The organism is Alcanivorax sediminis, from assembly GCF_009601165.1.
In the GTDB taxonomy this organism is placed as follows: Bacteria; Pseudomonadota; Gammaproteobacteria; order Pseudomonadales; family Alcanivoracaceae; genus Alcanivorax; species Alcanivorax sediminis.
Genome location: NZ_WIRE01000002.1, coordinates 99,049 through 112,671, shown reverse-complemented (window position 1 = coordinate 112,671; position 13,623 = coordinate 99,049). Strand labels below are relative to the sequence as shown.

The window sequence follows — 13,623 nt, the reverse complement described above, 5'->3', positions numbered from 1 at the left end:
TCGCAACTCGAAACTCGGTACTCGTGAATCGCTACGCCCGGTTCGTCCCTCTAAAGGATCGCCTGCAGGCAGGCTCCTCCGGCACCTCACCACAGTGGTGCGCGGGCACAGCCTTTTCCGCCTCCACCACCGCCACACGCGCAACTATTCACTATTAATTATTCACTATTAATTGCTTTTTCAGCCCGTGTTGCGCAGCCCCGCCGCGATCCCTGCAATAGTCACCATCAGGGCGCTTTCCAGCGTTTCATCGCCATCCTGCTCACGCAGACGCGCCATCAGCTCGGCCTGCAACAGATGTAACGGGTCGGTGTAGGGATCACGCACCCGGATGGACCAACGCATGGCGGGGTTGTTTTCCAGCAAGTCCTCCCTGCCGGTGAGCCCACCCAGCGCGGCCACACAGCTGGTGAGTTTCTCCCTCAACACGGTGCCGAGCTGCTGCAGGCCGTCATCGTTACCCGCAAGACGCTGCTCGTACCAGGCCGCCACATTCAGGTCTGCCTTGGCCAGTACCATTTCCAGCATGTCCACCACGCCCTGAAAGAACGGCCAGTGCGCAGCCATATCCCGCACCCGTTCCGCCTGTTCCTTGTCGGCCAGCGCTTCTTCCAGTGCACCGCCCGTACCCAGCCAGGCGGGCAACATGAGACGGATCTGGGTCCAGGCAAACACCCAGGGAATGGCGCGCAGGGAACTGATACCGGCATCTTGCTTGCGGCGTGCAGGGCGACTGCCCAACGCCAACCGTGACAACTCGGTTTCCGGTGTGACCGTGCGCAGGTAACGCACCAGCTCCGGCTCATCCTGAACCACACCGCGATACCCCGCCACGGACACGTCCGTCAGGATCTGCATCTGCTCTCGCCATTCTGCCTGAGGCGAGCATGGCGGCAGCAACGTGGCTTCCAGGGTGGCGGCCACATACTGGGACAGGTTGAACACAGCCACCGAAGGCCTGCCATACTTGAAGCGGATGACTTCCCCCTGCTCCGTCACCCGGATACGTCCGGCCACTGAGCCTGGCGGCTGCGACAACAACGCCATTCGCGAAGGTGCGCCACCGCGGGAGATGGATCCGCCGCGGCCATGAAACAGGGTCAACGGAATCTGGTGTTCGGCAAACAGGGCGGTCAGTTTTTCCTGAGCGCGATACTGCGCCCAGGCCGCGCCCAGAAATCCCGCATCCTTGGCAGAGTCGGAATAGCCGATCATCACTTCCTGGCCCTGCGCCACCCGCTCCCTGTAGAAAGGAATCCCCATCAAGGCACGCATGGTGTGCTCAGCACCGTCCAGATCCGCCAGGGTCTCGAACAACGGCACCACTCGCATGGGTTCGGTAACACCCGCGATTTTCTGCAGCAGCATCACTGACAAAACATCGGAAGGGGTGGTGGCCATGGAAATCACATAGGCCCCCAGACCTTCACTGCCCTGCTCGGCGATGACCTCACAGGTATCCAGCACCTCGGCGACCTCAGGGGTACATTCCTCGCTGCGCCGGAAGGCGTCATCAATCAGCGGTCGGCGGGCCAGCAACTCATTGACGAGGAAGGTCTGGCGCTGATCCTCGTCCCATTCATGATAGCTGCCCAGTTGCAGGTAACGGGTAATGGCATCCAACACGTCGCTGTGACGGGTAGATTCCTGACGGATATCCAGCCGCAACAGGGTAATGCCGAAACAGTTAAGCCGCCGCAGGGTGTTCTTCAAATCACCGTTGGCGATATCCGCCAGCCCCACCGCCCGCAGGGATTGGTCGATCAGTTTGAGTGGCTCGAGCAACTGCTCACGGAACAGATAGCCTTCCCCTTCCGGTACTGGCAGGCCATCCACCTGCGCTTCCCGTTGCCGGCGGGTGAGTTTGAGGCGGCGGCGCACCTCCCGCAGTAACACCCGGTAAGGCTCATGGCTGGGCCCGGTCACCGCCAGCAATTCCTGGCTGGCGGCCTCCATGGACAGATCCGCCAACAGGTTTTCGATGTCCCGCAGGTACAGATCCGCCGCCATCCAGCGAGCCAGTAGCAACACTTCCCGGGTCACCACCGCTGTCACATTGGGGTTGCCGTCCCTGTCCCCACCCATCCAGGAGGCCAGCTTCACCGGTGCCCAGTCAGCAGGAGGCAGCGGCAAGCCGCGATCCGCCAGATGAATTTCCAGCTGCCGCACCATGTCCGGCACGGCCTGCCACAGCGACTGCTCAATGGTGGCAAAGCCCCACTTGGCCTCATCCACCGGGGTCGGTTTTTCACGACGAATTTCATCCGTGGTCCAGGCAGCCAGAATCACCCGCCGCAAACGGGCCCGGAGAGAACGCCGCTCTTCATCATTCAGGTCGGAGCGATCCAGCTCACCCAGCAGGTCCGCCATCTGGTCGTATTTGCGAATCAGGGTACGACGGGTCACTTCGGTCGGGTGCGCGGTCAGCACCAGCTCCACGGACAAATCATGCAGGGTTTCACCCAGCGAGGCGTCTTCAATGCCCTGCTCTTTCAGTCGAGCCAGTACATCCAGTAGTCCCTGATCCCCACCGGGATCGCCGGGATAACGTTGATGCTGGCGATGCAGGCGTTCGCGGTGGTGCTGCTCTGCAATGTTGCTCAAATTGAGAAACTGGCTGAAAGCCCGCGCTACTTCCAGCAATGTGTCGTCATCCAGCGGCGACAATAAATCCTTCAGGGTCGAGATAGGCGCGCCTTCTTCACTGCGGGTAGCCACCGATGCCTTGCGAATTTGTTCGATGGTGTTGAACAAGTCCTCACCTGCCTGCTGACGCAGACATTCACCGAGAAGATCGCCCAATAAACGAACATTGTCCCGTAATGGTGCATTCACGTTGTGATCCACGCTGCCTCCTTGGAGTGGCAAATAAGAAGTGGCACATGTCCTGTTATGACCCATTCATTGCTTCACATAACAGTTTTAACAAGATTACCCCTGCAGGCATCTTTATTCCTCTGTCTGGCTATCGCAACATAGGCGCCTCAGTCACAGGGACGCAGTATTATGAGCACAACAAGCCGCATCACGTCTGACCAAGGTGTCGTGCTTATGCAATACCTGGCCAGAGCGCTGTTTGCATTGCTGGCCGTTTTTTACTTTCACAACACGGACCAGTTTTACTTCGCCCTGCCCCAGGCGACGCCCTGGCTGCTGTTTTTCACCTATGTCGTGGTTCAGCTTGGCCTGCTGTTCTGGCGGCCGGCCAACAGTGATGCTTTCGCTTCCGCCATGGACCTGCTCACCCTGGGTGTGGTGATGCTGCTGGACGCGGGCAGCCCGCCGCCGACCATGGCGCTGCTGTTTGTGGCGGTCCTCAGCAATGGCCTGCTGCACGGGCTGAAGCGGTTTCTGGTCATGCTGGCTGCGGCAGAAGTCATGCTGGCCATCGTGCTGCCCGTCCGGCTCAGCTATGCCCCCACCCCAGACAGTTCCGCCAGCCTGTTTCTGGTGGCCGCCCTGAGTATCTGCATGCTGTATTTTGGCTTGATGATCTGGCGCAACCAGGTGCTGGCCCGGGCAGCACTGGAAGCCACCTGGCGGGATCCGGATACCGACTTCATCAGCCGCGAAGCCCTGGTGAGCACCGCAGGCTGGCTGGTACCGCTGCACGACCGCATTTCTTCCCCCCTGACGCTGGTGTTGATCCAGCATGGTGAACTGCCCCAGCTGGCTGACCAGGTGGCCCAGCGGATCCGTCGCAGCGATGTGGCAGCCCGTTACGATGAGTCGCAGCTGGCGCTGCTGCTGCCCTGCACTGCCACTGCGGCAGCCGAGCAGCTGCTTCATGACCTGCGTGACCGCCACCCGGGGCTTCGTGCGGCGCTGATGACCCTCGCAGATGGTGATGTGGCGCTGGAGCAGGCTCTTACGCACCTTGAGCAGAGCATGGCCCGTACCACGGAAGAAGACAGTCACTGGCTGGCCCACGCGGCACCGATCCACTGACGAGTCGATACACACCTTCACACACACGGCACTAGCGACCCGCTACACTGCATGAATGCTCCGGAGAGGACTGATCATGCCGTGTTTGCGGGTTTTGCTTGTCAGCCTGATCATCAAGGTGGCCTTGATGGCGCCGGCTGCGCAGGCGGAAGACAACACCACTGCCACCCCGAGAATTGTCGGCGGCACCGATGCGCCGGTTAATCGTTGGCCCTGGATGGCCCAGCTGGCCATCGTGGACCCCAACCTCACCGGCGGCTTTTTGCTTTGCGGCGCCAGCCAGCTGAGTACCCGCTGGATACTCACCGCCGCCCACTGCCTGGAATACAGCAATGGCGACCCGGCCGAAGCCAGCAATGTCTACGTATTCATCGGCGACAGCGACCGCAACAACAGCCCCCGCAGCGGCATACAGGCCCAGCAGCTACTGCTGCATCGTCAATATGCTCGCTTGAATCACGATCTTGCCCTGATCCGCATCCCGGCCCGAAGCAACAGCGAATGGCCCAGCATCATTACCCTGGACGACCACAACTCTCTGGAGAGATCCTCCTTCTCACAAAGAGATGAGGCCGTAACCGCACTGGGATGGGGCGAAACCGGCAACGGCATCAGTAACGACCTGCAGGAAGTCCAGCTGGACTACATTCCGCGCAGCCAATGCCGGGATTTATCGCCACTCACCATCTCGGACTTTGTCATTTGTGCAGCAGAGTTGAACCCGGTAAGAGGCAGAGACCAGGACACCTGTTTCGGTGACAGCGGCGGCCCGCTGTTCCTGGGCCGCGACCGCTCTCCCTGGCTGGCGGGCATCACCAGCTTTGGCGAACAGATCTGCGCCACTGGCTCCCCCGGAGGCTATACCCATCTGGCTGCTGAAACCGCAGAGATTGAAGCACTGACCGCCGGAGCCGGCTTCCCCCTGGTGGACCTGAACCTGTTCTGGAGTTTCCCTGCTCCCAACCGCTTTTACCTGACCCCCAGCGACAACAAGACACTCACCCTGACACTGGAGAACACAGGCGCCAACCTGATCACCAGCCCGACACTGAGCCTGTCCCTGTCGGGGGGCACCCTGGCCTCGGCTCAATGGAGCAACTGCAATGGAGGCCTGCTCAGTGGCAATCGCTGTACGCCGGTGAGCAGCCTCTCAGGGAGTCGCACCCAATCGCTGAGCGTCAGCGGCAATAATAGCCAGGATCAGGTCGTCACCGTTGCCGTCCAGGGCAGTTCGGATCAGGAAGATTATCGCCGACGCAACAACCGGCTCGAGCAAGTCATTGTCTTCTCCAACAATCCTGACATCGCGCTTGACGCCCGCCTTACCGGCAGCTCCAGCAATCGCGCCTCGGTGTCTGTGACCCTGCGCAACCTCTCCACCCTGAACGCCGCCACCGGTACCGCTGTGCAGTTCACCCTGCCGGTGGGCATGAATCTCGATAATGCCGCCACTCTCGGCTGTACCGGCACCAGCCCCGTCCAGTGTCCACTGGGCACCCTGGCCCCCGGTGCGGGAAAGGTGATTAACCTCAGGATCAGCAGTCCCAGCAGCATTGCTCGCACCCTCACCTTTCAGGGCACCCTGAATGAGCGGGATGTTCCCTCCGGCGATACTTTCAAACAGGTCCTCGTCAGCTTTAGCACCGGGGTCACGGCCAGCGCTTCCGGCAGCAGTGGCGGCGGTGGCAGTCTGTGGATCGGCCTGTTACTGCCATTGGCGGCACTCGGCCTTCGCCGCCCACTCCCTCAAGGCAGAGCTCTGAACTGCGGCAACGCTGCCAGGATATCCAGCGCATGACGGCGTTTGGCCGGATCGTACAAATCCACCGTCACCATCAACTCATCCACTTCCACCGTCTCCAGCAACTGTGAAAGCTGGCCCTCAATCGCAGGCGCATCGCCCAGCAACTGCAAGCCCAGAAAGCCTTTCACTCCGGCTTCTTCCTGGGGATTCCACAATCCCGCCATACTTTCCACCGGAGGGCGCATCCACAATGGCTGCCCCCGAAACAGGGCAAGAATGCGCTGATAACTGGTCGTACTGAGATAACGCGCCTCTGCCACAGAATCAGCGGCGATCGCCGGCACCGCCAGCATGGCGTGAGGTTTATCCAGATACGCCGATGACTGGAACTGATCCCGGTAAATCCGCAGCGCCTCACGATACAACCGCGGGGCGAAATGACCGGCAAAGGCATAGGGCAAACCTTGCTGTGCCGCCAGCTGCGCACTGTAGAGGCTGGAACCCAGCAGCCAGATCGGCACCTTCGTGCCCGCACCGGGGATAGCATTCACTGCACGGGAGGGATCCAGCGGGCCGAGCAATCGCTGCAGCTCTGCCACATCCTCAGGAAACTGCTCCGCGCCAATGCCATCACGACGCAGTGCCCGGCTGGTCATCGGATCCGTCCCTGGCGCCCGGCCCAACCCCAGATCAATACGACCGGGATAGAGAATTTCCAGCGTGCCATACTGCTCGGCAATCACCAGCGGCGGATGGTTAGGCAGCATCACGCCGCCTGATCCCACACGAATGGATTCCGTCTTCCCGGCAATGTGGCCGATCAGCACCGATGTAGCCGCGCTGCTGATGCCCTGCATATTATGATGCTCCGCCAACCAGAAACGCCGAAACCCCAACGATTCCGCATGGCGGGCATAGGCCACACTATTGTCCAACGTCTGGCCGATGGAATCACCTTCCCGGACGGAGGCCAGCTCCAGTAGGGAAAAGGGGATGGATGTTGACATGGACACTCCGGGAGGCAAATTCAGTGAAAGGTGTGACGTGACAATCAACGCTGCAATTGTCATCAGAAGTGGGGCCTCAGAATCGGATGACAACCCTGCTTATTTACCGAAAGAAAGGGTAATCTTGAATCTGCCGATACCCATACTCATTGCAGGTGGGCCCCTTTAATCGATTCACCGTCCGGGGGGGAATGATGATTCGGACACTTCCGCTGGCGCTCAGCATGCTGCTGGCCAGCCAAGTACTGCAAGCGAACACCGCCACACCACGCATTGTTGGCGGCGTAGACGCCGACGAAGACTGGCACACACTGGTTGCGTTGATCAGCAAGCCGCTAAAAGCCCAGGCCATCACCAACGGTTGGCCCTCACCGGTTTACGAGGCCCAGTTTTGTGGCGGCACCCTGCTCTCCAAAGACTGGGTAATGACCGCAGCCCATTGCGTAACGGGACAGTCCAGCAATGACCTGGAAATCCTGGTAGGAAGCCAAACCCTGGATGTGGATCCCTCAAGCGCATTGTTGAAAGATGTGGCCAGCATCCATATTCACCCCAACTACAGTAGCAGTACTGACCGAAATGATATCGCGCTGATTCGTCTCTCTGAGCCCGCGGATCCGGATGCTGGGGGAGTAAGCACTGCGGTACTGGCTCGAGCGGGTACGGATCGCACCCTGGATAGCGAACCCAGCTATAACGAGATTCTCTCGGCGCTGGGCTGGGGGGTCATCAGCTACGAGGGAGCGAATAAGGATCCTGAATACCCCAGCCTTCTACAAGAGGTTGCACTGGACTATCTGCCCAACTCTACCTGCCAGAATCTGTACAACCGCAATGCCAACAGCGAAACCATTTACGGATCGATGATTTGTGCCCGCGAAACCAACCCGGATACTGGCGATGCCTTTGGCGAAGACAGCTGTCAGGGCGATAGCGGAGGGCCTCTGTTTGTTACACTCAACCCATTGAACGACAGCCCTCAGGTGGGGGTCACCAGCTTTGGCTACACGTGCGGCGATTTCACTATTCCAGGCGTTTATACCCGGGTCTCCAGCTTCCTTGGCTGGATTGAACAGGTCACCTCCACCCAAAGACCACTGCGAGACCTGGCCATTCCTGCTGACGATCAGGATTACCAGGGGGTGGCCACGGTCCCCTTTTCGGTCACCATTGCCAACCTTGGCAACCGCGATGCAACAGACTTTGCTCTCAAGATTGAGCATGGCAGCTCGCTGACCCTGACGGAGCAACAAGCAGGCCTGAATTGCAGCAATACAAGCAGTACGCTAATGGAGTGCAGCTATACGGGAAGCGCCGTCACGGGCGGTAGCGATCTGGCAATGCCGTTTTCCGCCACGGATGCACTGGTGCGAGAGTCCGGCTCTGAAACCCTCTCAGTGACCGTCACACTGGACAACCATCGTGATTACCACCGCTTGAATGACAGCGGTCAGATAACGCTGGATTTCGGTTACCCATCGATCAGCATCAATGCAGAGCCGTTTTGCCTGAATCCGGGAGACAGCACTGTACAGGTGCGCGTCAAGGCGACACTCGTTAATGCCAGCACGCAGATTCATTCTGTGGACACACAATTGTCGGGCACCTTGCCAGAAAGCCTGACGCTGATTGGCAAAACTTCAACGAACTGTAGCATTGATGAGCTTCGTCAGTTCACCTGTGACCTGGGCAAGATAGAGGCGAACAACGAGCTGGTAGCCATTCTCGCGGTCACCGCCGTGCCCGAAACCCTGGAGTCGATACAGGTGGACGTGGACAACCAGAATGGCTTTACCAATGATTCCGTGCTGTCGCAGACCGTCGATTTGGACTTCAGTCGTGAAGACCTGCCCACCTGCCCCAAGATCAAGACACCGGTGAGCACCCTTCGCGGCGGAAGTTCTGGCGGCGGGGCACCCGCCCCGGGGATGTTAGTCCTGACGATGGGGCTGATCTACTGGCGGCAACGCCGCCGTGGTCATTAAGAGCCATCACAAAAAAGGCCCGGTCATCCAGACCGGGTCTTTTTGTTCTATCAATAAGAGTACATCTCCACCACGGTTTGCCAGGCCTCCCGGTAATGGGGCTCATAGCAAGCAGTTCGTGCTTCATCCTCCTCAAACTTCTGGAGGCACTCCCGATAACCGTCTGCGGCAAGGCGCGACACCATACTTTGGCGTTGCACGAGATCAATGTATCGATCGACAGAGAGATTGCAGTAATTGTTGGCAGGATCCTCGGTCTTGCATGCATCAATCATGGCCTGACGATAAGGCTCGGTATCAACGGAAACGCGGATGCCCTTACTGGCACAACCTACTACCAGGCCATACGGGTTTTACGTGGAAAATGGGAGAGCCTGACCCTCATGGCTGCTCCTCTTTACGTTTCTGGAGAAGCTCCATAGCCTTTCTAATTCGCTGCTTCGCGGCTGCAGCACGCATATCAACAAAACCCTGCTGAAACAGTTCTAGATCTTCAAGCAAAGCACCATTTTCCTGCAGTGCCCTGATATCGGATTTCAGCATATCCTTAATTGACATTTCCTCGGTCAGATAGGTCGTTGCCCTTCCCCCTGAACGCGAGTAAAGCACCCTAACGCCAAATCGCTCATCCTTGGAAAGCTTGCGGGTCTTTAGAGGCTTCCCATCTTGCAGATCAGAACCAAACATGCCTTTTGTAATCAGTTCCGCATAGTAGATATGCTCACCTGGCTTAACAGTATTGCTTGCCAATGGGTACTTTGAGACCTTGCCCGCATTCATAAAATCCAGTCGCTGCACATTGACATTGCTATCAGAGATATTGCGAATGGCGAGCAGGCCATTTCTGAATTCCGCTTCGAGGACATCACCTCGAATTGCATAGTCAAGGACAGGAACACCAGGCAGCTGCCAACGATCAACGGCCATGACGCCAGTAGTGACTATCCGATCACCATCCCAGCCTACAAAAACATCGCAACGCACTTCATCTAACAGATAGCGCATTCGCTTACCAGGACAATCAAGGGTAAAGGACACCAGTTGAGACGCTGGCTGAGTACGCAAAGCCTCCGTAATTGCTTCCACCATGGCGACAAGGTTTTCAAGCGTTTCAGCCCTCAAAGGAGTCTCCCGCCATGAAAACTGAGGCTCCACATCATAGAAAAAGCGGTCATCGATAGCATCGCTTTCATCAAAACCATCCAACTCCAGGCTTACCCTACTCTCCCGGTTTGCGATCGCTTCATGAATTTTTTCTTCAAAGGCCAGAATTCGCCCCATCCGTCCTGATAACGATCAACAAGAGATTTGAAGGTTTCGATATCCATCCTGGATTCCGCAGCATGACGCGCTTTTTCAAACTCCTCACTGTCGAATTTTGTCTTCCATGGCATGTTGCCCAAAAAAGGCTTCAGCCCCAGGCTGAATACCGTGCCAAAGAAGCCATCCACAACCAGGGGTCTGTTGCTGCGAAAAAGCGCGTCACTCCCTTTCGGGCATGTATCCTTGCCGATAAGCCGCTTGTAGCAACGTCGGGATTTACTGTTCCATGCCGCGGTACTTTCAAAGATATTGACCCACGGCTCTTCCGGGACAGCAGCGGAAGCAAAAGCCGAATAACGGAAATCACCTTCCCCACCTACCAACTTTCCGTAAAGAGAAGGCCGGGAGTTCTGCTCTTCAAGAGCCTTAAGATACTTCTCTACGGCTTCGAGCGGAGGAGTCACAGCCTGCTGATCTGCCTGCAACTGGCCTGCCACCATCAGGCAAGCCACAAACATGATTGCCATTATTCTGCTTTTCATTTCACCACCCGATCATTATGGAAAGTCGCACAAGATACGTTTAATCAAAGCAGTTTAAAGACGCCCTCGAGAAATTTGTGAGCTCAACCACATATTGCCCCAGCTAACTCAACCCATGGCTGATTTCCTACATACACTACTTTTTCTTTACTGTTATGATTTATGGTTTTGTGAGATATCAGCGTCACCCATTAAGCATCCAGTCAATATCAGAAAAAATATTCTCCCGAGCGAGCGGGCTCTCATTCCCCACAAGTAGAGTTCACGCAATGACCAAACGCCATAGACGGACTTTTTCTACAGCCAATGCCTAACTCCCAAGTCATCATCTCCAAACATCAAATGATATTTAGACCGCCATGCTTTCTCATTAGCAGCAGACGCTCAACGACAAAAGGAGGTCATGGCAAAAGCATGGTTTGACGGACACTACACACTTACCGAGATAGGCGAGCATTTTAGCTGTGGACAATCCACCGCCAACCGAGCCACAAAAACCTTTCGCGGGAAATTAAAGGCCAGCCCCTTGCTCACAGAGATTAGTTAAGGAGCTTTTGGTAGATCTACCAATTCGCCGGCATCCCAAATTGTTCCTGATTACCTGATCATTACCACACGGTTTATATTTTATCTTGATCCTTAAATTTTCTCTTTCGAGAACCGAGAAGAACAAGAAATGGAAAAACAAATAAGCAAAAACTCATCAAAACGGCTAGAGCGGCTCGTCCAAATGTAATTCCACCTTCATAACCATCCACTCCCTCAATATCAAGCCGAAAAGGATCATTACTATCAGAACTCTGAAAGTAAGCTTTCACAGTTCGCCCAACATAATCATGATTCTCTTTTGGATTCCTGCAACTCCCTCTCCTAGCGCCCACCGTATATGTTCGACCTGATTCACCAGCAAAATAAAAAAAATCTGATTTCCCACTGCTAGAACAATGATAAGACACAAATACGTCGTCAATCACAACAACACCTTCATCATCTGCAGATGGCGCGTTAACAAGAATGGCAAAAACGAATGCCGAACAAAAAATCACGCACAACATGATCTCCCAAGGCTCGGCATAGTAAAAAAGGTTTGATTTATTCATCACCATCGCTCAAAAAAATCGGGGGAACGCATAATTTTAATCGGCAAAAATAGTAACTTACCATCCCACCAGGCTTTGCCCCGCAATCCATTTACGCCCAGTCATCTGTGCGTACTCCTTCAGTCTATCCAACGCACCCAGGGCAATGGGCTGTCTTTGCTGTTTAGGCCTCATATGGGCTAACCATGCCTTCTCATCTATTCCCAGACGATCCAGCACACCCGCCGCTTGTGCGGATATTGCGCCTCGCTTGCCATCACGGACAGCGCGCCCTGTACTGTCCACCAGCGCCAGATAATCCATGAGCCGGAAGCGGCACACCGTATCGTCATCCTCTGCTTCGGCATTGCTGGCGTGAACCATGGGAAGAAGCGCTGGCCTTAGCTTATTGTCCTCATCACCTTGGCTGAAGGCTTCTGAACGCTGCTGGATAGACGTGTAATCGGACTCCCCGCCATATCCGCCCTTACAGGGTTGAGATCCACATAGGCCATGCACTGCAGCACCGCCTTTTCATCCAGCAACGCCTGGCACTTGTAGCGGCTTTCCCAGAAACGCCCCTTACAGCAGTCCTCTTCATTGGCTCGTCTGGCCAGGTACTCGTTCAGGCATTTCATGAACCAGCCCATGTCGTACAACCGCTCACGCCATTGAAAGACGATTTCTTCTGCTTTGAGGGATTCCGCATCCTCGGCCTCCCCTTTAAGCCAGCGCTTGACGATGAGAGGGCCACTGAAGAGCTGCATCCAGCGCTCAGCCTCTTCTCGATCCGACCAGGACAAGGCTTTCTGCTGGTTGATGCGTAGTACAAGGTGGTAGTGATTGGACATCACCGCATAAGCACATAGGTCAATCGCAAACACCTCTGCCAACACCGACAGACGATCCACAACCCACTGGCGGCGATGCTCATAATCCTGCCCGGAATAATGGTCCTTGCCACAAAGAAAGGCCCGCCGAACACAGCGACAGATACAGTGATAGCAAGACGTTGAATCCAGGGATACCTGGGTATAACGAGCGCGAGTCATGGTCAGCCTTCTTGCTTATCCATGACCCAAACATACTAGCCAAAAGGACAGCCCTGAATTTGCTAAAGACTCCAAACCTTGTAAGAGATCTTCCATTTCATGCGTGTCCTCGATCGACTTTCCGATCGACTTCTCGATCGATTACTCGATTACTTGCACTCCTTTGGAAAGGGTGCCATCCGGCGTTTCGATTACAAGGTGGTAATGATTCCCCATCAAACACTAGGCGTGACAAACCCAGTTAAAGTTCGACGCAACACAGCCAAGCAACGCCAGAAAACGCTCACTTCCTTCCTCATCCTCATAGATCGCCTCGCACCGATCCCGACGGGACGTCACATGGTAAAGTGCTCCCGAAAATTCAATACAGATTGGTCTAGACATCACCGCCCCCTAAACCAAGTAAAGTCTAACGTGTAGACTTGACTCCATTCCCGATTACCGTGACCCTCAAGCCCTAGACCCCTATGCTCTGTACACAGCAACGTCAACAGCCCGAGCGAGCATCTCTTCAGTAATCATAGGAACAAAATAAGGGCTCTTTCCATTAATAAAGGACTCTCTATAATCCATCAGCCGATTAAAATCCCCTAAAAAGGCCAATGCTGAAACATGCATCAACTGATTAAGCCCTCCACTGGCAACCCGCTCTGACCATTTTTTAATTTGCAAACCATTATCTTGAGCGGCCCACCAAGCCTTGGCTTCTTTATCAAGAAACAAAACATCCTCAACGCCGATGATTTCTGAAGATTTTTTGATTTCTTCCTGAGAAAGATATAACCGCGACCGTTTTTTACCATAAATTTTTTCCGCAATCTCATCAAACTCATCGGAACAGCAACCCAAACTCAAAGACAAAATTTCACAATTTAATGTTTTTTTGAATTGGTAGATTGCCTCCAAAACCTCTCCATCTCTTGAAACACATAAACAGATAGACCCTGCCGAATCTTTTCGAAACGACCAGCCCAGCCTCACGAAAGCATCTACGATTTCCATA

The 13,623-nt window shown here is 55.5% G+C and carries 11 protein-coding genes; 3 read left to right on the top strand and 8 right to left on the bottom strand.

The window, feature by feature from the left end:
- Window positions 1-180: 180 nt before the first annotated feature.
- On the bottom strand, window positions 181-2,847 hold the full coding sequence (gene ppc / locus GFN93_RS14910; RefSeq protein ID WP_328594749.1) for a phosphoenolpyruvate carboxylase: 2,667 nt from the start codon (window positions 2,845-2,847) through the stop codon (window positions 181-183).
- A 159-nt stretch (window positions 2,848-3,006) separates the two neighbouring features.
- On the opposite strand from ppc, the gene GFN93_RS14905 reads away from it, so the two are divergent.
- Entirely contained in the window at window positions 3,007-3,948 is a 942-nt protein-coding gene (locus tag GFN93_RS14905) for a nucleotidyl cyclase domain-containing protein (protein WP_153502116.1), read from the top strand.
- Between the two features lie 76 nt (window positions 3,949-4,024).
- Window positions 4,025-5,746 carry a S1 family peptidase gene (locus GFN93_RS14900; RefSeq protein ID WP_194285824.1) on the top strand — a complete coding sequence of 574 codons (1,722 nt, stop codon included), beginning with the start codon at window positions 4,025-4,027 and terminating at the stop codon, window positions 5,744-5,746.
- Here GFN93_RS14900 and GFN93_RS14895 read toward each other — a convergent pair.
- Window positions 5,695-6,705, bottom strand: coding sequence for an LLM class flavin-dependent oxidoreductase (locus GFN93_RS14895; protein WP_407921807.1), 1,011 nt, complete (start codon window positions 6,703-6,705; stop codon window positions 5,695-5,697). The genes GFN93_RS14900 and GFN93_RS14895 overlap by 52 nt on opposite strands.
- 185 nt (window positions 6,706-6,890) lie before the next feature.
- Here GFN93_RS14895 and GFN93_RS14890 point away from each other — a divergent pair, with 185 nt between their 5' ends.
- The gene (locus tag GFN93_RS14890; protein WP_153502113.1) at window positions 6,891-8,684 is read left to right on the top strand and encodes a serine protease; all 1,794 of its coding nucleotides are present in this window, start codon (window positions 6,891-6,893) and stop codon (window positions 8,682-8,684) included.
- Between the two features lie 381 nt (window positions 8,685-9,065).
- Here GFN93_RS14890 and GFN93_RS14885 read toward each other — a convergent pair whose 3' ends face one another.
- The 6 genes from GFN93_RS14885 to GFN93_RS14865 all read right to left on the bottom strand — a co-directional run bounded on the left by GFN93_RS14885 (window position 9,066) and on the right by GFN93_RS14865 (window position 13,622).
- On the bottom strand, window positions 9,066-9,965 hold the full coding sequence (locus tag GFN93_RS14885; RefSeq protein ID WP_153502112.1) for a hypothetical protein: 900 nt from the start codon (window positions 9,963-9,965) through the stop codon (window positions 9,066-9,068).
- Complete coding sequence (locus GFN93_RS14880) at window positions 9,899-10,489, bottom strand: hypothetical protein (RefSeq protein ID WP_153502111.1); 591 nt, start codon at window positions 10,487-10,489, stop codon at window positions 9,899-9,901. The genes GFN93_RS14885 and GFN93_RS14880 overlap by 67 nt, the downstream gene beginning before the upstream one ends.
- 620 nt (window positions 10,490-11,109) lie before the next feature.
- Complete coding sequence (locus GFN93_RS14875; protein ID WP_153502110.1) at window positions 11,110-11,589, bottom strand: hypothetical protein; 480 nt, start codon at window positions 11,587-11,589, stop codon at window positions 11,110-11,112.
- A 57-nt stretch (window positions 11,590-11,646) separates the two neighbouring features.
- Complete coding sequence (locus GFN93_RS17390) at window positions 11,647-11,952, bottom strand: hypothetical protein (RefSeq protein WP_235902076.1); 306 nt, start codon at window positions 11,950-11,952, stop codon at window positions 11,647-11,649.
- 17 nt (window positions 11,953-11,969) lie between these two features.
- Window positions 11,970-12,620 (bottom strand): transposase, encoded by a 651-nt coding sequence (locus tag GFN93_RS14870; RefSeq protein ID WP_235902075.1) that lies wholly within the window; start codon window positions 12,618-12,620, stop codon window positions 11,970-11,972.
- Window positions 12,621-13,085: 465 nt separating this feature from the next.
- Window positions 13,086-13,622, bottom strand: a complete 537-nt coding sequence (locus GFN93_RS14865) for a DUF6990 domain-containing protein (RefSeq protein ID WP_153502109.1) — start codon at window positions 13,620-13,622, stop codon at window positions 13,086-13,088.
- Window position 13,623 lies beyond the last annotated feature (1 nt).